The organism is Maricaulis sp. W15, from assembly GCF_001924955.1.
Lineage (GTDB): Bacteria > Pseudomonadota > Alphaproteobacteria > Caulobacterales > Maricaulaceae > Maricaulis > Maricaulis maris.
Window position 1 is genome coordinate 23,166 of the sequence record NZ_LQXG01000005.1, and the last position, 19,823, is coordinate 42,988.

Sequence of the window (19,823 nt, forward strand, 5' to 3'; positions counted from 1 at the left end):
GCGCGGGGCGGGTCAGCCCGTCGGGCGGTGCCGGTGTTCATCAACCAGGCTGCGGGAAATGTCGGCCGGCCGGTTGAAGATGAAGTCGGGTGCATGGGCGTCGAGTATGTCCGGCGTCGCAAAGCCCCAATCGACGGCGCCGGCGATGCAGCCGATTTCGCGGGCCGCCTCGATATCGCGGATTTCATCGCCGACACAAAGTGTGCGTTGCGGCGTCGTACCGGCTTTGCGGATCACCTTGCGAAACACCGAGGCCTTGCCGAACAGGGCGGCGCCGCACGCAAACTGGCTGAACCTACTGGCAAGCTGATCGCCGAGTACGGCCCGGACGGCGGTTTCCCCATTCGAAGACACAACCGCCAGATCAACTTTGCGAGCCGACAGGTCTTCAACAAGGTCGCGTATGCCGTCGAAGAGATGGATCTTGTCGACATTCTCGGCGGCGCGGGCGCGGACATCGGCGGCGAGGAAAGGTATTTTCCAGGCGGGAATGTCGAGCTCGTCCATGATTGCCTTCGGCGTCAGGCCACGCAGGGCCTCCGCACGTTCGGGACAGATCGGTGACAGGCCATGCTTGTCGGCCAGATCGCCGAGTTCGCCGCGAAACCAGGTCAGGCTGTCAGCAAGCGTGCCGTCGAAATCGAAAATAACCAGATCATAGCGTGCCAAACCGTACGTCCCGCTCCCGATTGCCAGCTGCGCCCCTGCAGGCGGTTTGCCAGCGTCCCCCGGGCATTCATCCCGATTCTTGTGACAATCCGATGTGGTAGCGCAGAATCGGGGTCACGCAAACGGGCGGAGCCAACAAGCTCCGCCCACCGCGAATGGACATGTCGTGCCGGCTTTAGCCGGCGAGGGAGGCGCAGGATGCCAACTCGGTCAGCAGGAGCGGAGACATCGGCATCAATCGCAGGTCTTCGGTGCCGACGGCGACACCGAGGCGCTCCGAACCCGCAAGGTCGGCCAAGGCAGGGGCCAGGGACGGGACCCGCATCTCGTGGATGCTCTCACTGCGCTCGGAGGGAGTGAAAGCGCCAGTTGCGACACCGCTGGCAGTGATCAGGCTGCCGGTTATGGCGTCGGAGGTTGGCGCGTCGTCACTGGACGCAATGCGCGGGGCGTGGACCGTGATCACGAGGTCGTCGCCCGTTGCATCACAGCGAAAACTGGCGGTTGGGGCGAAGCCGCTGCGGCCATAGCTGATGCCAAGGGCGCCGCGTTCGGACCATTCACCGTCTGTGAGGGCACCGTCCAAGCGAAGTGTTTCGCCAGGCTCGGCCCTGATCTCCGGCTCATAGCTGTCGTCCGATGCCATGCTGACGCGCTCAAGCAGGGCGAATAATCCTTGCGGATCGCGACCCTCCGCCCGCGCCGTTTCATTTTCGGTGGTTTCTGTTTGGCCGGCGGGCGCCGTGGCTGCTTCATCATTGTCCGCCGGATCCGGTGATTGACCGCTTCCGCCGCACGCTGCCAGCGAAAGGGCCGTAAGGACTGCCAAGAGTGACGTGTGATGTTTCATCATGACACCACAACGTCGGCGGGTCGGATTGGTTCCGGGGATCCGGCCAAGAAAAAAGCCGCCCGGGTCCGGGCGGCTTTTCTCATTGTGCAGGTGAGGCGTGGGTCAGGCGTTGAGCCAGGCCGGCTTCACGCAGGTCAGGCCGAGATCGTCGGCGACCAGCTGGTGGCAGACTTCGCCATCCGCCGTCGTCAGGCCTTCGCGCAGGTGCGGGTTCTCGTTGATCGCCCGCTTGGTACCCTTGTTGGCAATCTCCAGGCCGAGCGGCAGGGTGGCGTTGTTGAGGGCCAGCGTTGAAGTGCGGGCATAGGCGCCCGGCATGTTGGCGACGCAGTAGTGGACCACACCGTCGATGATATAGGTCGGATCGTCATGCGTGGTGGCCTTTGAGGTCTCAAAGCAACCACCTTGGTCGATGGCGATGTCGACGAGGACAGCGCCGTCCTTCATCTCTTTCAGCATGGCGCGAGTGACCAGTTTCGGAGCGGCGGCGCCCGGGATCAGAACGGCGCCGATAACGACATCCGCTTCGCGCACCGCGTCTTCCAGGGCGGCCTGGGTCGAATAGGCCGTCTTCACGGCGCCGGAGAACTGCTCGTCCAACTCCGCGAGGCGGCGGTTGGAGCGATCAAACACGGTGACGTCGGCACGGGCACCGATCGCCATTTCAGCAGCATGGGTACCGGCGACACCGCCGCCAATGATGACCACCTTGGCCGGCAACACGCCCGGCACGCCGCCCAGCATGGTGCCGCGACCGCCCTGGGCCTTCATCAGGCAATGGGCCGCGACCGATACGGACATGCGTCCGGCAACCTGGCTCATCGGGGTCAAAAGCGGCAGGCGGCCATCGCGGTCGGTGACCGTCTCATAGGCGATCGACAGGCAGCCGGCCTTGCGCAGGCCGTCGGCCTGGACCGGATCGGCAGCCAGGTGGAGATAGGTGTAGAGCGTGTGGTGAGGCTTCAGCATTGCCGTTTCGGACGGCTGCGGCTCCTTCACCTTGACGATCATCTCGGCCGCGTCGAACACGGCGGCCGCATCCGGCAGGATGGAAGCGCCGGCGGAGATGTAGTCGTCATTGGTAAATCCAATGCCTTCACCGGCAGCGGTCTCTACGAAAACCTCGTGGCCATGGCGCACGAATTCAGCAACGCTATTGGGTGTCAGGCCGACCCGATATTCGCGAACTTTGATTTCCTTGGGTACCCCGATACGCATGATCATCCCTCAAGGGCTGGGCAGTGCGGCGCTTCCTTCGATATTCTTTCGCCGAAAGCGGTCTGCGTGATTGAATTTGACAACTCGAACCGTTTGTTGTGAATTATCGTGCAACATTCAGTGTTGATGGCGACGTATATACCAAGCCTTCGCGATAATCCAGAATGATCTGCGGAATTGACCGCCATGTCCGGGAGAGTGTGCCTTGCGTCTTGATAGCGTTGATATCTCCATCCTCAACCAATTGCAGGATCATGGTCGCCTGACCAATGCCGAATTGGCGGAGCGTGTCGGTCTGTCGGCATCGGCCTGCCATCGCCGGGTCAAGGCCTTGGAAGGCGCGGGCATTATTGATCGTTATGTCGCCATCCTGTCGGAACGGGCGCTGGGACGCGGCATCACGGTTTATGTTCAAGTGACGCTGGACAATCAGAAGCGTGACACGTTGGTGGCTTTCGAAAAAGCCGTCGAGCACGTGCCTGAAGTGATGGAATGCTACCTGATGAGTGGCGATGCTGACTATCTGGTTCGGGTGCTGGTGCGCGACGCCAATGATTATGAGCGCGTGCACCGGGAAGTCCTGTCGGGCCTGCCCGGCGTGACCCGTCTGGTGTCCAGCTTCACCATCCGCCGCGTCTTCTCGCGCACCGCCATGCCGGTACCGGATGAGGTGCAGGTCCATTGAGAGGCTTGCCTGTTGCCGAGGCCGGGACTAAGTCCCCGCCATGACTGATGATCGCTACGACAATCTTGGCCAGCTCGGCACCACGACCGTGCTGCCTGACAATCCGGATACCGCTCAGCTCGAGCGTGTCGCCAATCCGTGTGACGCGCCCTACATGACGCGTTTCGTGTGCCCGGAATTTACTTCGCTCTGCCCGGTGACCGGCGCCCCGGATTTCGCCCATCTGGTGATCGACTACGTGCCCCGCGAGTGGATCGTCGAGAGTAAGTCGCTGAAACTCTACCTGGGCAGTTTCCGCAATCATGGCGCTTTTCACGAGGCCTGCACCACCGGGATCGGCCAGCGCCTCGTCAAGGAGCTGGACCCGGTCTGGCTGCGCATTGGTGGCTATTGGTATCCGCGTGGCGGGATCCCGATTGACGTCTTCTATGCTACCGGTGAGCCGCCCGCGGGAGTATGGATTCCCGACCAGGATGTGCCGGGTTATCGCGGGCGCGGCTAGGTGGTCCAGTGATCGACCCGGGCCTGTGGGCGCGGGCGTTCCACCGGTTCTTCGGTGACGGTTCCGACATAGACGAAACCTGCAATACGTTCCCCGGAACCCAGGCCGAGTGTCGCTTTGATCTGCGGGTCGAAGGCATACCATTCAGTCAACCATTGCGCGCCATAGCCCATCGCGGACGCGGCGATCAGCAGATTCTGGCAAACCGCGCCGGCCGACAGGATTTGTTCCCATTCCGGGACTTTGTGGCGTTCCAGCACTGTGGAAATGACGGCAATCACCAGCGGCGCCCGCGTGAACCGACCCGTTTCGAAGGCGATCTGTGCCTCGGTCGCATCCGGCGTGGCAGCGGCAAATACCTCACCGAGGGTCCGCCCGAATGAGTCGCGTGCGTCGCCTTGGAACACGATGAAGCGCCAGGGCGCCAGCTTGCCGTGGTCCGGCACGCGGGCCGCGATGCCCAGCAGGTGGTCAAGCTGATCCTGCGACGGTCCCGGGTCAGCCATCGTGATGGCAGTGGCTGACCGTCGGCGGGTCAGCAGGGCCAGCGTGTCCGGGCTCGGATGGCACGGCGCGAGACGGTCACCGGGCGCCGGAAACTGCGTGAAATCACGATCATTCATTATGATGGCCACCTTGTGAGCTGCGAGACTATCTTTGACCTGAACGGTCCGTGGTCGGTATACCTGTCGTCGGGGACTGCACGCATATCGAGTTTGTGGGGATACGTATCAAGAATGAACGCTGAAATCGCCATCGAAGATGACACGCCGGCCGATCGTCGTCGCCGCAAGGTGCGCGAAGCCATTATCGACGCCGCCGAGACCATCTTCACCTCCGAAGGTGAGGAGGGGATTTCCATGCGTCGGCTTGCCGAGGCGATCGATTACTCGCCCGCGGCGATCTACAAGTATTTTGCCTCCAAGGACGAGTTGTTCACGGCTATCCGCGAGATGTTCTTTGAACGCCTCCTGGCGCGAATTCATGCCGCGATGGAGGAGGGGGGCGAGACCGCTGCCCTGTGTTCGCGCTGCATGCGGGCCTATATCGAGACCGGTATGGAAGAACCCAATCACTATATGATGGCGTTCTCACCCTCGGTGACGGTCAAACCGCACGTCCATGACGAAAAGGAAGTCGCCTTCGAGGCCGAAGAGAAATTGGTCCACATGATCGAGGCCGGTCAGGCCGAAGGCTCATTCTGCAAGGTTGATCCGCGCGTTGCGTCAAAAAGCGTATGGGCCAGCCTGCATGGCCTGACCATGTTGATTGTCTGCCTGGACGATTTTCCCAATGGCATGCCACGGTCCGAACATGTCACGCTTGATGCGGTGATCGACCTCCATACCGAGATGATCATGCGGGGGCTTCTCAAAACCGAATAGTTGATATTCGAAAAAATGTGAACGACGTTCACTTTTCAAACGTCATTCAATACCCTATATCCTCGACCGTGACAGGACGAGGGTGTTCACATGTCTCTTTACAAGCGGCGCTTGGGTGCCGGATCTGCAGTCGCCCTGGCCGCCGTAATCGTTGCGGTGCTGGTATTTGGTGTGACCGCCTTGCGCGCGGAAGCCAATTTCATTGCCAGTACGCCGCCGCCATTGAGCGTATCGACTATCACGGCTCACTATGATGATGACGCCAGCATCGCCGAATTCTTTCCCGGCCTGATTGCCGCCCGTCGCCAGAGCGCCCTGGGTTTCGAGCGGTCGGGACGTATTGAAAGCATCCTCGTTGATGTTGGTGACCGGGTCGTGGAAGGCGAGATGTTGGCCCGTCTCGATGTTCGCGCCCTTCAGGCACAGATAGCCGCCGCCGATGCCCAGACCGCTGAAGCGGCCGCCCAGACTGCGCTGGCCAGCGGGACCGAGACCCGCCAGGCGCAATTGCTGGAACGCGGCCATATCTCGCAACAACGTTTTGACGAAGTGCGCACCTCGACCCGTGCAGCACTGGCGCGCCAAAATGCGGCGGCTGCGGCTGCGGACGCTTTGCGCATCCAACTGGATCTTTCTGTGATGACGGCGCCCTTCGACGGTGTCGTGACGGCGCGCCGTTCGGATGAGGGCGCGATTGCCTCACCCGGCCAACCCTTGCTGGAATTGGTCGAACTGGATTCGCTGGAAGTCCGGGTCGGTCTGCCGCAGATCGTCGCCGCGCGATACCAGCCTGGTGACATTGCCAGTTTCGAAGTCGACAGCCAGGCACAGCCCGTGCGGGGGCATTTTCGGGCCTCGTCGAGCGTGGTCGATCGGCAGACGCGTACCGTGACGGCGGTGTTTGATCTGGATCCGGCACAATCGGTTGCAGCCGGTCAGATTGTCCGTCTTGCCGTTGAAACCCCAATCGGCACAGAAGGTTTCTGGGTGCCGACGGCGGCGCTCGCCGAGGGCCGCCGCGGTTTGTGGTCGGTCTATGTGCTGGCTCCGGACGAGACTGGCGATTACCGGCTTGAGCCGCGGGTAGTGGAAACCGTTCGTATCGAGGCCGAACGGGTCTATGTGCGGGGCGCGGTTGCTGATGGTGAGTTGCTGCTGGCGTCCGGCCTTCAACGCATCACGCCCGGCCAGCACGTCGTCCCGGCCACGCTTGAGGCGCGGGCGCGATGAGCACGCTCTTCTATCGCTATTCCCGCCTGACCGCGCTGGCGGTCATCCTGCTCGCCGCAGCCGGTTTCGGCGCCTTGCTGTCATTGGGTCGTCAGGAAGATCCGTCCCTGACCGAGCGCTTCGGGATCGTCGTCACGGCCTTTCCGGGCGCCTCTGCCGAGCGCGTGGAAGCGCTGGTCACCGAGCCGCTCGAAAACGCCATTCACGAACTTGCCGAGATCAACACGACATCATCCAGTTCGCGCTCGGGTGTGTCGATCATCCATTTGCAGATCCGCGAGGATCTCAATGCCACCGAGGTTGACCAGGCCTGGACGCAGATCCGCGAGCAGGTCGAGAGCGTCCGGCCATCTTTGCCCCAGGGCGTGATCGCCCCGGATGTGCGCCGGCAATATCTCGGCGCGGCGACCATGATTGTCTCGCTCAGCTGGGGCGAGAGCGGGGGCGAAAACCTCGCCATCCTGTCGCGACTTTCTGCGGACCTGGAATCCCGGTTGCGCAATATGAGCGGCACCGAGGAGACCGCTGTTTTTGGTGAGGTCGAGGAAGAAATCCGCATTGTCGCCGATCCCGACACACTCGCAGCGCTGGGTTTGACGATGGCGGACCTCGCCCGTTTGACCGCCAGCGCCGACGCCAAGTCGCCGGCCGGGGAACTGCGGGCCGGCGGGGTTGACCTCAATGTCGAGATTGCCGGCGAGTTCGACGGGCTGGATCGTATCCGCGCAATTGCGCTGGGTGAGGGGCCTGATGGCGGTTTCATTCGCGTCGGTGATGTCGCCGAAGTCGAGAAAGGTGCACGGACGCCCGCCGACGCCATCGCGACCACGCAGGGCCGTCGGGCGATTTTTGTCGCGGCCTATCTGCAGCCGGAATTGCGCGTCGACACCTGGTCCGCTGCGGCGGATGCGGTGGTCGCCGATTTCGCCGCCTCGGTCCCCGGCGTCCGGGTCGAGACAATCTTCCGACAGGCTGATTATGTCGACAGCCGGCTGAGTGGGCTGGCGCGGGATCTGGGATATTCGGCGCTGATCGTGTTTGCCGTCCTGTTCGTGATGATGGGTTGGCGCGCGGCGCTGATCGTCGGTTCGGCCCTGCCGCTGACCGTTCTCGCTGTCCTGCTTTTGACCCGGATTTACGACGAGCCGCTGCATCAGATGTCGGTGACCGGTCTGGTCGTCGCGCTCGGCCTGCTGATCGATAATGCCATCGTGGTCGTCGACGAATACCGTTTGATGCGGGCCCGCGGAGCGGCGCCGGTCGATGCGCTCGACAAGGCCTTGCGCCACCTGTTCGCACCTCTGTTGGCCTCGACGCTGACCACTGTTTTCGCCTTTGCGCCGATTGCCTTGATGCCGGGCGCAGCCGGGGAATTCATTTCGATGATCGGGATTTCGGTCATCTTCGCGGTGGTATCTTCCTTCCTTTTGGCAATGACCGTGGTCGGCGCGTTCGCGGCCTGGTTTGACGATCCGGCGATTGCCGGTGGTCCCCGTCGCTTCTGGCGGCAGGGGATCGGTGCGGGACCGCTGGCCGGCCTGTACAGGGGCGTGCTTGACGCGGTGACACAACGCCCCTGGACCGGTCTGGCCGGCGGACTCCTGTTGCCGATTGCCGGCTTCGTGGCGGCCTCGACCTTGCCGATGCAATTCTTTCCGCCGACCGATCGCGACATGTTCCAGCTGTCGCTGGAACTGCCGTCCTCGACCTCGATCACCGAAACCCGTCGCCAGACCGAGCGCGCCACGGCGTTGATCGAGTCCTATGAAGGTGTCGAGCGGGTTTCCTGGGTGATCGGTGAGAGTGCGCCGCGGACCTATTACAATGTGGTCGGCAACCAGTCCGGCGTGTCGAGCTATGCCGCCGGTTTCGTGCATACGGCTTCTCCGGAAGCGACCGCCCGGATACTGCCGGACCTGCAACGCCGCGTGATGTCGGAATTCCCGGATGCGCGCCTGTTGACCCTGCCCTTCGAGCAAGGCCCGCCCATCCCGGCACCGATCGAATTGGTGCTTGTCGGGCCGGAACTGTCGGAACTCAATCGCCTGGGTAATGAGATCCGCGCTGTGCTCGCGCAGACGCCGACCATCACCCATACGCTGGGCCTGTTGGAAATGGGCGAACCCGTCGCCCGGATCATGGCCGATGAGGCCTCTGCGGAACTTGCCGGAATTCGTCTCGATGACCTCGCCAACCGGTTGCGGGGCGAATTGGACGGCGTTGTAGGCGGAAGCGTGCTGGAAGGTGTCGAGGAATTGCCGGTTCGGGTCATTGCCCGTGACTCGCGGCGTTCCAGCCTGTCAGCCGTTTCCGCCTCTCCTCTTGCGGCGCCGGGGCAGGACATCCTGTCTTCGCCCATGGCTGCACTGGGAGACGTGGTTCTGGCACCGCAAGTCGCGCTGATCCCGCATGAGGACGGACGCCGGGTCAATACGATCTATGGCTATCTCGATCCCTACACTCTGCCAGCGCCGGCGCTTGAGCATTTCTTTGCGGCGCTCGACGAGGCCGGCATCATCCTGCCGCCGGGCTATGAGCTGCAGGTGGCCGGCGAGGCGGCGGAGCGCGGCAGCGCCATGGCCGGCTTGTTCGGCACGGCTTTGCCCTTGCTGGTCCTGATGATCGGATCGGTGGTGCTGGCCTTCAACTCCTTCCGCTATGCCGGGGTGATCTTTGTCGTTGCCTTCCTGTCGGTCGGACTGGCCATGTTCGGGGTCTGGGCATTTGGCACGCCGCTCGGCTTCAACGCTATTGTTGGGTCGATGGGCCTGATGGGCCTGTCGATCAATGGGGCCATCGTGGTGCTCTCGGCGCTGCGCGCCAATCCGGCGGCTGTGGCGCTGGAAGCGGGTGCCGTGCAGTCAACGGTGATGGATGCGACCCGGCACATCGTGTCGACGACGCTGACCACGATTGGCGGTTTTATACCGCTGATCCTGTCCGGCGACAGTTTCTGGCTGCCCTTCGCGGCAGCCATGGTCGGGGGAGTCGCGGGGTCGGCGCTTTTGGCGCTGGTCTTTGCGCCGGCGGCCTTCACGCTCCTGGCACGCCTGACCGAGAAAAAACGGCGCTTGAGTGACGCCATGCGCCGCCATCGTGAACGGGCTGAAGGCTTGCCGGCAAGGCCCGAACACGCCTAGCCATGATCGCGGCCAAGGCAGTGATGAGGCGCCGTCATGAACAAGAAACGCGGCCCGTGGCAGGTCGGGTCCAGTCGTGAGGTCTACCGCAATGCCTGGGTCAGCCTGACCGAGCATGCGGTCACGCGGCCTGACGGCAAGCCGGGTGTGTATGGCGTCGTCAACTTTGCCAATACCGCCCTGGCGGTTCTTCCGGTCCTGGCGGATGGTCGTATCATCCTTGTCGGCCAGCATCGTTTCCCCCAGGATCGCTATAGCTGGGAAATTCCTGAAGGCGGAGGGCCACTGGGCGAGGAACCCCGGGTCGGCGCGGCGCGCGAGCTGCGTGAGGAAACGGGCTATACTGCGGAAACCTGGCACGAAATCCTGCGCATGGACCTGTCGAACTCGGTGACCGATGAAGCGGCAATCGGCTATCTGGCGACCGGGCTGACCGCCGGCGAGGCCGAGCCGGAGGGGACAGAAGACCTCGCCATCCGCTTCGTGCATTTTCGTGATGCGCTCGATGAGGTGAGTTCGGGCAGGATAACCGATGCCTTGACGGTAGCGATGCTGCTGCGGGCATACTACATGGCGCAGGAAGGTGAGTTGGATGCAGATCTGGCCGCCGCCATGCTGGATCAAGGCGCGAGGAGAGCGTGATGTCACTCAGCCAAGTGGAAACCACCGTCGAGGCACGCACGGGCGTTGACAGTATCTGGGCGCGTCTTCGCGTCGAGGCCGCCTCGGCGGCTGCCGAGGAACCAATCCTCGCCAGCTTCCTCAATGCTGCCATTTTGCGGCACAACCGGTTTGCCGACGCGCTGGCCTACCGCATCGCTGCCAAGCTCGCTGACGCCCAGCTCGATGCCATGCTGGCGCGTGATGTGGCCGAGGAAGCGCTGGCCGGCGATCCCGATATTGTACAGCAAGCCGCTGCCGACATGATCGCTATTGATGAGCGGGATCCGGCCTGCCTCAGCCTGTTGCAGCCTTTTCTCTACTTCAAGGGCTATCATGCCCTGCAGGCGCATCGCGTGGCGCACTGGCTGTGGAATGAGGGGCGTCAGACCCTGGCCTTCCACCTGCAAAGCCGTGTCGGGGAGCGCTTCGGTCTCGACATCCACCCGGCGGCGCGCATCGGGCGCGGCGTGATGCTTGATCACGCGACCTCGGTGGTGATCGGTGAGACCGCCGTTGTCGGCGATAATTGTTCCATTCTGCATGAAGTGACGCTGGGTGGCACCGGGGCGGCCCATGAAGACCGCCATCCCAAGATCGGCAAGGGCGTCCTGATTGGTGCTGGCGCACGGGTGCTTGGCAATATCACCGTTGGCGACGGCGCCCGGATCGCTGCCGGTTCGGTGGTCCTGCATCCGGTCCCGGCGGGCTGTACGGTCGCCGGTGTGCCGGCCAAAATTGTCGGCAATTGCTGTGACGAACCGGCCAAGAGCATGGATCAAAGCCTGCCCCAAGGCTCCGGTTGATCTGCCCGGATCACGCCTGAGTGCAGGAATACGGACAGCAGCGCACTGGACGCGGCCCCCTGTCATGGGCTTAGTTGGCGCCGACTTCGAATCCCCCGACCGGAGAGATATCCCGTGAACAAGAACATGACCCAGCTGGAGGCTGCCAAGCTCCAGATGTTCCTGCAGTCCAAACTCAACCCGGAGCTGGTCGTGCAGTGCCGCAACCGCCCGGACGAGTGCGCCGAGATCCATATTGGCGATGAGTGCCTGGGCGTGGTGTCCAAGATCATCGATGAGGGCGAAATGTCCTACTCGTTCGAGATCACCATCCTGGATATCGACCTGGAAGATCTTTGAGCGAAGACACGCCAACCCTTCTTGATGTCCGCGACGTCCGAAAGACGTATGCCGGCGGTGTCGAGGCGGTCAGCGGCGTGTCGTTTTCGGTCGCCCGTGGGCGGCTTCTGGTCCTCGCTGGCGCGTCCGGATGTGGCAAGACCAGCCTGCTGAAAATGATCAACCGCCTGGAGAATTCTTCAGGCGGTTCGATTCTGTTTGGGGGGGAGGACATTGCCGGTCTGGATCCGGTTGCGCTGCGGCGGCGGATCGGCTGGGTGATGCAGGGCGACGGGCTTTTCCCGCATATGAGCGTTCGTCGCAATGTCGGTCTCATCCCGCAGCTGGCCGGTCAGGACGCAGCGCGGGTCGAATTGCGGGTTCGCGAAATGCTTGATCTGGTCCGCCTTGATCCTGGCGAATTCGGTGAGCGGATGCCGGACGAACTTTCCGGTGGGCAGCGCCAACGGGTCGGTTTCGCCCGCGCCCTGGCGGGCGAGCCGGAATTGGTCCTGATGGACGAACCCTTCAGCGCGCTCGACCCGATCACGCGCGACGGTCTGCAGCAGGATTTCCGTCAACTTCAGGCCGATCTCGGCTTTGCGGCGGTGATGGTCACCCACGACATGGCTGAAGCTTTGGTCATGGCGCACGAAGTGGCCGTGATGCGGGCTGGCCGGATCGTCCAGCAGGGCACGCCGCGCGAACTGATGGCGCGGCCGGCGGATGCCTATGTCTCCGGTCTGCTGGAAACGCCCCGACGCCAGGTCCGGGCGATCGCGGAGCTGGCGCAATGAACGCCAATCTGGCCGAACGCTGGGCGGAATTGCCAGACCTGCTCGCCGGTCATGTCTTGCTGTCGCTGGCCGCCATCCTGGTCGGGCTGATCATCAGCCTGCCGGTCGGCATAGGTGCGGCCTCGCGGCCGCGCCTCGCCGGTACCGTGCTCAATCTTGCCAGTGTCATCCAGACCATCCCCGGCCTGGCGCTCCTGGCCCTGATGGTACCGCTCCTGGGCGGGACGATTGGCTATGCGCCAGCCTTTTTGGCGCTGATGCTCTATTCCATCCTGCCCATTCTTCGAAACACGATTGTCGGCCTGCAGGGCATCGACCCGGTGGTGCGTGATGCCGCACGCGGGATCGGCATGACGCCGCGCGAACAGCTTTGGCGCGTCGAGCTTCCGCTGGCGCTGCCGGTGATCGTCGCCGGCCTGCGAACCGCCGTGGTCTGGGTGGTCGGTGCGGCGACCCTGGCGACCCCGGTCGGAGCGTCAAGCCTGGGCAATTATATTTTCGCCGGGCTGCAGACCCGAAACTGGCTGTCAGTGCTCTTCGGCTGCCTGTTCGCCGCCGGCCTGGCCATTGTACTCGACCAGATGATCCGCCTGCTCGAAGTCGCCGCCCGGGAGCGGCGCCGCGGCTTGGCTGGCGCGGTTGGGATCGCGCTGGCGGTATTGCTGACAGCGTCGGTGGCGCCGCGCTTTGTCAGTTTCGACCGGATTGTGGCGGGCGGCACCGGCGAACCGGTCCGGGTCGGCACTGACCGGCTTGATGATGAAACCATCATCGTCGGGGCGAAAGCGTTCACCGAGCAATACATTCTTGCTGCCTTGCTTGATGCGCGGCTGTCGACCGCCGGTGCGCGTGTAGACCGGCGTGACAATCTGGGATCGACCATTGCCTTTGATGCCCTGCGGACCGGCGAGATTGATGTTTATATCGACTATAGCGGCACGATCTGGGCGACCGTGATGAACCGTCCCGAACCGGTCAACCGACACGCCATGCTGGCAGAGATGACAGGCTGGCTGTGGGCCGAACACGGCGTCCTGGCGCTTGGCAGTCTGGGGTTCGAGAATGCCTATGGTTTCGCAATGGCGCGTGACCGGGCTGAGGCGCTGGGTGTGGGCAGTCTCGCCGATCTTGGACCGGTATCAAATGGGCTGACGGTCGGAGGTGACGCAGAAGTCTTTTCGCGCCCGGAATGGGTGATGACGCGTGACACCTACGGTCTCGGCGGCATGCAGACCCGGGCGATGGATGCCGCCTTCATGTATGGCGCGGTGCGGGACGGGCAGGTCGACATGATTTCGGCCTATACGACCGACGGGCGGATCGCCGCGTTTGACCTGATCGTCCTTGATGATCCCCGCTCGGTATTGCCGCCCTATGACGCCGTGATCCTGTTGTCGCCGGAGGCGGCCGCGAATCCGGCGCTGGTCGGGATACTGGCCTCGCTGATCGGATCGATTGACGATGACGCGATGCGTGAGGCCAATCGGCTTGTTGATCTTGATCGTCAGACCCCGGCCCAGGCGGCCAGTTGGCTGGCGGATCGGATCGCGGCGGGAGAAACAACACAATGACGGGATTTGCCGGCGCCGGACGCCTGCAGGACGGCGAGTGGTTGATGCGCGCCTGCCTATACCTCAATCGCGAGCTGCCGGCTGGCGCCGAACCCTATACCGAAATGACCCATCTCAATCGGGTCTGGGCAACGCAGTCGGCGGAGGTCGAGCGGCTTCTGGAGATTATCGATCCGGAAGGCGATATTGATCGCTCGATCTTCCCGGTCCTGGCCTTCTTCGACCCGTCGGAGAACTGGCCGCTCGACATCATCCTGGCCGCGATCGCAGCCTTGTGTGTATGGCTTTTCCTGCCGGATTGGTACGGCGTCGCAGAATACCTCGCCTACCTGTTGATTGGTGGTTTTGTCGCGATCCAGTATCTGCGTGCCAGGCGGCTTCGCGAACGGGCCCGGGCGGAAATGATCAAGCTCGGGCTTGACCCGGAAGCACGGCACCCGCTGACCTTGCGGATATTGGTGCGCTACCGCAAGCAACCCGGTCATGCCCGCGCCGTGACGCTGCACTGAAGCGTTGCGTGAGGCTATTGCCCGGTTGAGCCGGTCTCATGCGAGCGACCCTGAATGGCGTGCAGCACGGCGAGATTCCATTCCGCGCCGGACAGGCCGGTATGGTCCAGCGGATTACTGGTTTCCGCTTCCAAGCCCAGTTCAGCAGCAACGTCGCCATTCATCATGTCCGGGATGCCCGCTCCCCAAGCCAGTGACGGTATGTCGAGCAGGAAGTAGGTGAAATGCTCGCGAAAGCTCGAGCCATGCTGGCGCAGGAGTGCGTCGAGAAAATTGCGGTCGAAATAGGCGTTGTAGGCGGTAAAGAGCATGGTCCGATCTCCGCGCGTGCTGTCATGGAAATCGAGGAAGGCCGCAACCGCGTCGGCTTCGCTCAGGGCGCCCAACTCGGTCCAGCGGGTTTCGTCGAAACCGTTCATGCCACGGACAAGGGCCGAGGCCCGTTCGGGGTGGTCAGGATGAATGCGGACAAAGAAGCGGCCGAGTTCCCGGCCATCAAGATCGGTGTAGATCGCGCCGATATCGATCATCTCATGCGTGCCGGGTTCCAGCCCGGTCGTCTCGACATCAACAATGGCCAAACCCCATTCGTCAGGATGGGCGTGCGGCGGGTAGAGGCCTTGGGCTGTGGTGGCTGGGACAATCGTGAAGAGCACAAGGAGCGCGGCGAGCGTGATGCGAAACATGAGAAAACACCTCGATTGATCTGGGCCCTGTGTAGACGTGCTGTGCGACGCCGACATGTCGGGCGCACGAGAAACGGCGCGACCCATGGGCCGCGCCGCTTTCGTTTCCGGGCCGTGCCGGGCTAGAGCACGGTCAACATCGTCGCCACCAGTGGATGGCGGACAATATCCTCGGCAGCCAGTCGGCAGACGGCGATGTCTTCGAGTTCTTCCATCTTGTCGGCGATCTGGGCGAGGCCCGACATTTCCGGCAGAAGGTCAGTCTGGGCCGGGTCTCCGGTGACCACCATGGTCGAGTTCCAGCCCAAGCGGGTCAGCAGCATTTTGAGCTGGCCGTAGGTGCAGTTCTGGGCTTCGTCGACGACCACGAAAGCATTGTTCAGCGTCCGGCCGCGCATATAGCCGATCGGGGCGATCTCGATCAGGCCTTCCGCCATCATCGCCTTGAGTTTTTTCGGGCTGAGACGGTCCGCGAGGGCGTCGTAGAGCGGTCGCAGATAAGGCGCGAGTTTTTCTTCCATGGCGCCGGGCAGGAAGCCGATGGATTCGCCGGCTTCGACCGCGGGACGCGACAAGACGATACGGCTGACCGACCCGGCTTCTAGGGCTTCGACACCCTTGGCGACGGCGAGAAAGGTCTTGCCGGTGCCGGCGGGTCCGAGGGCGAGGACGAGATTGTGATCATCGATTGATTTCATCAGCGTCGCCTGCCCGTCGGAGCGGGGTTTGACATTCTTGATGAAGCGCTGGTCCCGCATCGGGTCCTTGGCGTCCGGAGACCAATTGGTGCCGGGGAAGAGGGCGCGGACCTTCGTCTCCTCGGTTTCGTAATGCGATGTATTGAACTCGGCGCGTTGGCGACGCTTGACGATACGCTTACCCATGGCTGGAACCTCCACACATGAAAAACCCCTCGGCCGGAAGGCGAGGGGCGAAGACACTTTGCAACGGAAATGATTCGAAGGACTCGAAGGGCAGGGATCCGGATGATCCGGACGATCCTGGCGGGCTGGGTCGCAGACTGGTCATACCGTCTACCCGGTGCCTCCCTTGGAGTTGCCGACAACGATGCAGGACCGAATGGGCTGGTCTCGAATCGCGGTTACAGTATCAGTGTAACCCGGTGAAGAAGTTCTGAACGAGCGTGTCGCGAATATTTCACGCAAAAGAAATTGGGAGACGGAAATGGCGATCTATGCATTGGGCGATTCGAGCCCGACCTTGCCGGATGCGGACAGTTACTGGGTCGCCGAAAGCGCACAGGTGATGGGACGGGTGGTCCTCAAGCCGGGCGCGAGTGTCTGGTATGGCGCCGTTATCCGCGGCGACAATGATCCGATCACGCTCGGTGAGAATTCCAATGTCCAGGACGGCGCAGTCTTGCATACCGATGAGGGCATACCGCTGACCATCGGCAAGGGAGTCACGATCGGTCACCAGGCCATGCTGCATGGTTGCACCATTGGTGATGGCTGTCTGATCGGGATTGGCTCGACGATCCTCAACGGCGCCAAAATCGGCCGCAACTGCGTTATCGGCGCCCATGCGCTGATCACGGAAGGCAAGGAAATTCCGGACAATTCACTGGTGGTCGGTTCGCCCGGCCGCGTCAAGAAGACGCTGGGGCCGGAAATGGCCGAACTGCTTGCCGCCTCGGCCGACCACTACGTCGCCAACTGGAAAAAGCACAAAACGCAACTGCGCCGGATTGATTGATCTCTCGCGAGGTGGAGTGGCGCCCTAGTGGGCGCGGCTCCACAGTTCGCGGATATTCTGGTCGGCATCGCGTCCCAGATTGAACCAGGCGGCGCGATCATGCGAAGCGTCGATCACCAGAAGCTTGTCTTCGCGTCCCAAAATGTGACTCAGCTCATTGCGCAGCACCGCTGACGTCGTCGGGCCGCGCAGCAGCCAGACATTGCCGGTGATCGATTCGATATCGCCATAGGCTTTCAGCGCGTTGCGGAACTCAGCCCCATTCTCGGACTGGATTTCGGCAATGACGACGAAATTGGCGGGCCGGGCGCCCGGTGTCACGCGTTTCTCCGGTTCCGGAGACGTCTTTGATTCGCCGAGCCATTCGCGGAAATCATCGATATCTGACGCCTGTTGCCACAGGCCGTCACGTTCGGGGCAGACCTGGGAATGCGCCGCAATCCGCCCTTCACCGACGAAGGCGCGCATTTGCTGGGGGGTATAGGGGCCGTAAACACGACCCTCGACTTTCACAAACCAGGACATTGCGATTCCGTCATCGCGAGGCATTTCGGATCTCTTTTGCACTTTGTTACGTACCGCCTATCACCCGGATACGGCAAGAATCGGGCCGCATTTGAGGAAATCCCCGGAAAGGCGAAGAAAATATCGATCTGCGACTCGTTTAAGCTGCTTCGTGGCCCGATGCTGCGGCCTCAGGCGGATCGAACACGACCGCGAACCCATTGTCCAGAATGCGGGCCACACGTCCTGACATCTCACCGACACGCAGGGTTTCGCCAACGCGCGGACGCTCAAGGCACTCGAACGCTGCGCCGGTGACCGAGACGTCGACCACATTGGCCTGGATGATCACCCCGTCCGCCAACAAGATCTTGGCGCGACCACGTCCGGGCTTGCGCGGTGCGGTACGGTCTTCGTCCAGGCCCAGGCGGTCCTTGTTGAAACGCCAGGTGATGGCGTCGGCGAGCTTGTCGCGCTTGCGCAGCGGGGCGTTGAACCGGATTGAGATTTCTTCGCCGTCCTGGCGAACGATCTCGCCTTCGATGCGACCGATCGAGGCGATCATCAGGACGATCCGTGTTTCTGGGGGCATGCGCAGGCGGGCAACGATGCGCGCGCCGCCGGGCGAGATGTCGATCAGGCGGCAGGCGTGTTCGCCATTGGCTTCTGACCAGAAACGGCCATGCAGCTGCAGCGGGACCCGGGCGTGACGACGACGCTCCTGGGCACCGCGAGCGGCGATCTTGATTTTGCGTCGGTCGAGCCGGCCGGGTTCGTCATGCATCGCAATGACCTCCTGCGAGCCGTCACCCTAGGCGCAAAGGCGTTAAAAAGGTTTTGCGATCACTGATCGTTTGCGACCTTTTGCATCCGTGCCCCGTTGTCGACAGCCAGTCCGGGAAAAATATGCCCCGGAATGGCCGGCGGGTGGATTTCCCGCAGGCTGGTCCGGACCACCGGGCGCCCCTTGAAGGCGTCGGTCGTATCGAGTGGCTGGAACAGGCCGAGTGTGCGGTCGATCGTGCCAGACGGGCCACGTAGCGGCAGGAAGGATATCTCCACCGGCAGCTGGTGCATGTCGAGACTGGAGGCACGGGCGATCAGTGAGGCCGGCGCGCAGCCGGTGATCGATGCTTCCAGCACCGCCTGGACATGGGTGCGGTCATGACCGCGCCACAGTGACAGAAAGTTCTGGTCGCGGAATTCACGCTGATAGAGGTCGCACAAATGGGTGCCGGCAAGGCGGAAAATATGGTGTTGCGGATCGGCACGCCACAGAATGAAGACATGACCGAGCAGCCGCGCGATGTCCTGCGGTTCGATATCGGCACGATGCGGCGCGGCGCCGCCCTGGCGTCGGGTCTGCCAATAGGCATGCAGGGCTTTCGATTGCGCATGGCGCATGGACGTCTCCACTCGTTTCATTTCGGCTGACCGCGGCACACTGGCCGTTGTTCACGCCTGTCCCGCTTCAAGAACGGGGCCATACGCCTCACGCGGGAATGGTCGTGCGCGGCACTCATCAACCGGGCGAAACCGGTGTTGCCGGGCGGGACGTCAACATGGCCCTGCCCTTGCAAGGACAGGGGCAATACGTAAGGAGCACGACCATGCGCGTTTCAGCCCGGCACGCTTTTCTGATCCCAGCGACCGCTGCGTTCGCCCTGTTTGCCGCCCCGGCTTCGGCCGGTGGAGGTGGCGGCGGCGAAGGAGGTGGTGGCGGCTCATGCTGTACGCCGCCGCCCCCACCGCCATCGTGCTGCACGCATGGCGGTGGCCACACGGTCAATGTCCCGAACATCAATATCCATGGCGGCAATATCAATGTCGGCGTGAATGTCTCGACCCGGGTCAATGTGAACACCAATGTCAATGTCAACGCCTCGGCCAACGCCAATGCCGGCGCGAGCGCCGGGGCCGGCGCCGGTGCGGTGACCTTCATCGGTGGTGGCTCCTACACGCCGATGACGACCGCGCCAGCGGCGACCGCGATCACCGGCCTCAATGTGGTCGGCGTCGAGGAAGAGTCCGAGTACGAGTATTACGAGGAAGAGCGGACCCGCTGGGTCGAGGAATGGCGCGTCGTGCGCGCCGTCTGCGTCGACGATAACGGCACGCCGCATCCGGCCTCCCGCGTCGATGCCGAGGATCGTGTCGGCACAACTTTCGACGGTGAAATCTTTCGCTGCATGGCCGGCACGGCGATGCAGACCACGATCGGCTGGGTCATTGACGGTGTCTATGACTGGGACGATGCGCCGACCATCATGTGCCGCAAGGGCGAGGCCCTGCGCCATTCGGCCGGCGGCAATCTGCGTTGCGAGACCCAGATCCCGCGCCGCAATTGCAATGAGCGTTCGCTTCTTCGCATGCATGGCCCCGGCGTGAAAATGATCTTCATGCGCCGTGAGGAGCACTATACCGAGCGCGTCCGCCGCGAAGTCGAGCGCGAACGTCGCCAAACCGTCTCGATGACCCTCATGCTGGACGGTGGCGTCGGCGGTTATCGCTGAGCCCGACGCGTTGAAATCATCATCCACTGACTGCCCCGGCCTGTTTCAGGTCGGGGCATTT

Annotated in this window: 22 protein-coding genes; 13 read left to right on the top strand and 9 right to left on the bottom strand. The window is 62.8% G+C overall.

All coding sequences use genetic code 11. The features are described from left to right. Positions 1 to 12 precede the first annotated feature (12 nt). The 3 genes from AWH62_RS04445 to ald all read right to left on the bottom strand — a co-directional run bounded on the left by AWH62_RS04445 (position 13) and on the right by ald (position 2,740). Entirely contained in the window at positions 13 to 669 is a 657-nt protein-coding gene (locus tag AWH62_RS04445; RefSeq protein WP_158025559.1) for an HAD hydrolase-like protein, read from the bottom strand. Between the two features lie 175 nt (positions 670 to 844). Beyond that, positions 845 to 1,315, bottom strand: a complete 471-nt coding sequence (locus tag AWH62_RS04450) for a hypothetical protein (RefSeq protein ID WP_143742919.1) — start codon at positions 1,313 to 1,315, stop codon at positions 845 to 847. Positions 1,316 to 1,624: 309 nt separating this feature from the next. Beyond that, on the bottom strand, positions 1,625 to 2,740 hold the full coding sequence (ald, locus tag AWH62_RS04455; RefSeq protein ID WP_075189317.1) for an alanine dehydrogenase: 1,116 nt from the start codon (positions 2,738 to 2,740) through the stop codon (positions 1,625 to 1,627). A 205-nt stretch (positions 2,741 to 2,945) separates the two neighbouring features. Between ald and AWH62_RS04460 the strand changes: the two genes are divergently transcribed. Together AWH62_RS04460 and queF are read left to right on the top strand one after the other, a co-directional pair. Then, positions 2,946 to 3,425 carry an Lrp/AsnC family transcriptional regulator gene (locus AWH62_RS04460; protein ID WP_075189289.1) on the top strand — a complete coding sequence of 160 codons (480 nt, stop codon included), beginning with the start codon at positions 2,946 to 2,948 and terminating at the stop codon, positions 3,423 to 3,425. A 40-nt stretch (positions 3,426 to 3,465) separates the two neighbouring features. Continuing rightward, positions 3,466 to 3,927, top strand: coding sequence for a preQ(1) synthase (gene queF, locus AWH62_RS04465; protein ID WP_075189290.1), 462 nt, complete (start codon positions 3,466 to 3,468; stop codon positions 3,925 to 3,927). On the opposite strand, the gene AWH62_RS04470 is transcribed toward queF, so the two are convergent. Beyond that, positions 3,924 to 4,550, bottom strand: a complete 627-nt coding sequence (locus AWH62_RS04470) for a nitroreductase (protein ID WP_083635008.1) — start codon at positions 4,548 to 4,550, stop codon at positions 3,924 to 3,926. The genes queF and AWH62_RS04470 overlap by 4 nt on opposite strands. Before the next feature lie 114 nt (positions 4,551 to 4,664). On the opposite strand from AWH62_RS04470, the gene AWH62_RS04475 reads away from it, so the two are divergent. From AWH62_RS04475 to AWH62_RS04515, 9 genes are all read left to right on the top strand, one after another. Next, on the top strand, positions 4,665 to 5,312 hold the full coding sequence (locus tag AWH62_RS04475) for a TetR/AcrR family transcriptional regulator (protein ID WP_158025560.1): 648 nt from the start codon (positions 4,665 to 4,667) through the stop codon (positions 5,310 to 5,312). 90 nt (positions 5,313 to 5,402) lie between these two features. Next, positions 5,403 to 6,542 carry an efflux RND transporter periplasmic adaptor subunit gene (locus AWH62_RS04480; protein WP_075189291.1) on the top strand — a complete coding sequence of 380 codons (1,140 nt, stop codon included), beginning with the start codon at positions 5,403 to 5,405 and terminating at the stop codon, positions 6,540 to 6,542. Continuing rightward, positions 6,539 to 9,682 (top strand): efflux RND transporter permease subunit, encoded by a 3,144-nt coding sequence (locus AWH62_RS04485; RefSeq protein WP_075189292.1) that lies wholly within the window; start codon positions 6,539 to 6,541, stop codon positions 9,680 to 9,682. The genes AWH62_RS04480 and AWH62_RS04485 overlap by 4 nt, the downstream gene beginning before the upstream one ends. Before the next feature lie 36 nt (positions 9,683 to 9,718). Further along, positions 9,719 to 10,324, top strand: coding sequence for an NUDIX hydrolase (locus tag AWH62_RS04490; RefSeq protein WP_075189293.1), 606 nt, complete (start codon positions 9,719 to 9,721; stop codon positions 10,322 to 10,324). After that, a complete protein-coding gene (gene cysE, locus AWH62_RS04495) occupies positions 10,324 to 11,148 on the top strand; it encodes a serine O-acetyltransferase (RefSeq protein ID WP_075189294.1) in 825 nt (274 codons plus the stop codon). The genes AWH62_RS04490 and cysE overlap by 1 nt, the downstream gene beginning before the upstream one ends. A 114-nt stretch (positions 11,149 to 11,262) precedes the next feature. After that, entirely contained in the window at positions 11,263 to 11,487 is a 225-nt protein-coding gene (locus tag AWH62_RS04500) for a DUF3126 family protein (protein ID WP_083635002.1), read from the top strand. Further along, a complete protein-coding gene (locus AWH62_RS04505; protein ID WP_075189295.1) occupies positions 11,484 to 12,263 on the top strand; it encodes an ATP-binding cassette domain-containing protein in 780 nt (259 codons plus the stop codon). The genes AWH62_RS04500 and AWH62_RS04505 overlap by 4 nt, the downstream gene beginning before the upstream one ends. Continuing rightward, positions 12,260 to 13,834: an ABC transporter permease/substrate-binding protein gene (locus AWH62_RS04510; RefSeq protein ID WP_075189296.1), complete on the top strand. Its 1,575-nt coding sequence runs from the start codon at positions 12,260 to 12,262 to the stop codon at positions 13,832 to 13,834. Before AWH62_RS04505 ends, AWH62_RS04510 begins: the two co-directional genes overlap by 4 nt. After that, complete coding sequence (locus AWH62_RS04515; RefSeq protein WP_075189297.1) at positions 13,831 to 14,343, top strand: hypothetical protein; 513 nt, start codon at positions 13,831 to 13,833, stop codon at positions 14,341 to 14,343. Before AWH62_RS04510 ends, AWH62_RS04515 begins: the two co-directional genes overlap by 4 nt. 14 nt (positions 14,344 to 14,357) lie before the next feature. Here the strand turns inward: AWH62_RS04515 and AWH62_RS04520 are convergent, their stop codons facing one another. Both AWH62_RS04520 and AWH62_RS04525 read right to left on the bottom strand, forming a co-directional pair. Next, positions 14,358 to 15,029 (bottom strand): exonuclease domain-containing protein, encoded by a 672-nt coding sequence (locus tag AWH62_RS04520; RefSeq protein ID WP_075189298.1) that lies wholly within the window; start codon positions 15,027 to 15,029, stop codon positions 14,358 to 14,360. A gap of 122 nt (positions 15,030 to 15,151) precedes the next feature. Then, positions 15,152 to 15,913: a PhoH family protein gene (locus AWH62_RS04525; protein WP_075189299.1), complete on the bottom strand. Its 762-nt coding sequence runs from the start codon at positions 15,911 to 15,913 to the stop codon at positions 15,152 to 15,154. Between the two features lie 301 nt (positions 15,914 to 16,214). Here AWH62_RS04525 and AWH62_RS04530 point away from each other — a divergent pair, with 301 nt between their 5' ends. Further along, positions 16,215 to 16,745 (top strand): gamma carbonic anhydrase family protein, encoded by a 531-nt coding sequence (locus tag AWH62_RS04530; RefSeq protein ID WP_075189300.1) that lies wholly within the window; start codon positions 16,215 to 16,217, stop codon positions 16,743 to 16,745. 24 nt (positions 16,746 to 16,769) lie between these two features. Here AWH62_RS04530 and AWH62_RS04535 read toward each other — a convergent pair whose 3' ends face one another. The 3 genes from AWH62_RS04535 to AWH62_RS04545 all read right to left on the bottom strand — a co-directional run bounded on the left by AWH62_RS04535 (position 16,770) and on the right by AWH62_RS04545 (position 18,653). Beyond that, on the bottom strand, positions 16,770 to 17,294 hold the full coding sequence (locus AWH62_RS04535) for a DUF4339 domain-containing protein (protein ID WP_075189301.1): 525 nt from the start codon (positions 17,292 to 17,294) through the stop codon (positions 16,770 to 16,772). A gap of 115 nt (positions 17,295 to 17,409) precedes the next feature. Continuing rightward, positions 17,410 to 18,033 (bottom strand): PilZ domain-containing protein, encoded by a 624-nt coding sequence (locus AWH62_RS04540; RefSeq protein ID WP_083635004.1) that lies wholly within the window; start codon positions 18,031 to 18,033, stop codon positions 17,410 to 17,412. A 59-nt stretch (positions 18,034 to 18,092) separates the two neighbouring features. Continuing rightward, positions 18,093 to 18,653, bottom strand: coding sequence for a PAS domain-containing protein (locus AWH62_RS04545; protein WP_075189302.1), 561 nt, complete (start codon positions 18,651 to 18,653; stop codon positions 18,093 to 18,095). A 206-nt stretch (positions 18,654 to 18,859) separates the two neighbouring features. Between AWH62_RS04545 and AWH62_RS04550 the strand changes: the two genes are divergently transcribed. After that, on the top strand, positions 18,860 to 19,762 hold the full coding sequence (locus tag AWH62_RS04550; RefSeq protein WP_075189303.1) for a hypothetical protein: 903 nt from the start codon (positions 18,860 to 18,862) through the stop codon (positions 19,760 to 19,762). Positions 19,763 to 19,823: the final 61 nt, after the last annotated feature.

Bases quoted from the DNA above. Each gene is read 5' to 3' on its own strand.
- AWH62_RS04450 (WP_143742919.1), bottom strand. From the start codon at position 1,315: ATGGCATCGGACGACAGCTATGAGCCGGAGATCAGGGCCGAGCCTGGC.
- ald (WP_075189317.1), bottom strand. From the start codon at position 2,740: ATGCGTATCGGGGTACCCAAGGAAATCAAAGTTCGCGAATATCGGGTC.
- queF (WP_075189290.1), top strand. From the start codon at position 3,466: ATGACTGATGATCGCTACGACAATCTTGGCCAGCTCGGCACCACGACC.
- AWH62_RS04470 (WP_083635008.1), bottom strand. From the start codon at position 4,550: ATGAATGATCGTGATTTCACGCAGTTTCCGGCGCCCGGTGACCGTCTC.
- AWH62_RS04475 (WP_158025560.1), top strand. From the start codon at position 4,665: ATGAACGCTGAAATCGCCATCGAAGATGACACGCCGGCCGATCGTCGT.
- AWH62_RS04480 (WP_075189291.1), top strand. From the start codon at position 5,403: ATGTCTCTTTACAAGCGGCGCTTGGGTGCCGGATCTGCAGTCGCCCTG.
- AWH62_RS04485 (WP_075189292.1), top strand. From the start codon at position 6,539: ATGAGCACGCTCTTCTATCGCTATTCCCGCCTGACCGCGCTGGCGGTC.
- AWH62_RS04490 (WP_075189293.1), top strand. From the start codon at position 9,719: ATGAACAAGAAACGCGGCCCGTGGCAGGTCGGGTCCAGTCGTGAGGTC.
- cysE (WP_075189294.1), top strand. From the start codon at position 10,324: ATGTCACTCAGCCAAGTGGAAACCACCGTCGAGGCACGCACGGGCGTT.
- AWH62_RS04510 (WP_075189296.1), top strand. From the start codon at position 12,260: ATGAACGCCAATCTGGCCGAACGCTGGGCGGAATTGCCAGACCTGCTC.
- AWH62_RS04515 (WP_075189297.1), top strand. From the start codon at position 13,831: ATGACGGGATTTGCCGGCGCCGGACGCCTGCAGGACGGCGAGTGGTTG.
- AWH62_RS04520 (WP_075189298.1), bottom strand. From the start codon at position 15,029: ATGTTTCGCATCACGCTCGCCGCGCTCCTTGTGCTCTTCACGATTGTC.
- AWH62_RS04525 (WP_075189299.1), bottom strand. From the start codon at position 15,913: ATGGGTAAGCGTATCGTCAAGCGTCGCCAACGCGCCGAGTTCAATACA.
- AWH62_RS04530 (WP_075189300.1), top strand. From the start codon at position 16,215: ATGGCGATCTATGCATTGGGCGATTCGAGCCCGACCTTGCCGGATGCG.
- AWH62_RS04535 (WP_075189301.1), bottom strand. From the start codon at position 17,294: ATGCCTCGCGATGACGGAATCGCAATGTCCTGGTTTGTGAAAGTCGAG.
- AWH62_RS04540 (WP_083635004.1), bottom strand. From the start codon at position 18,033: ATGCATGACGAACCCGGCCGGCTCGACCGACGCAAAATCAAGATCGCC.
- AWH62_RS04545 (WP_075189302.1), bottom strand. From the start codon at position 18,653: ATGCGCCATGCGCAATCGAAAGCCCTGCATGCCTATTGGCAGACCCGA.
- AWH62_RS04550 (WP_075189303.1), top strand. From the start codon at position 18,860: ATGCGCGTTTCAGCCCGGCACGCTTTTCTGATCCCAGCGACCGCTGCG.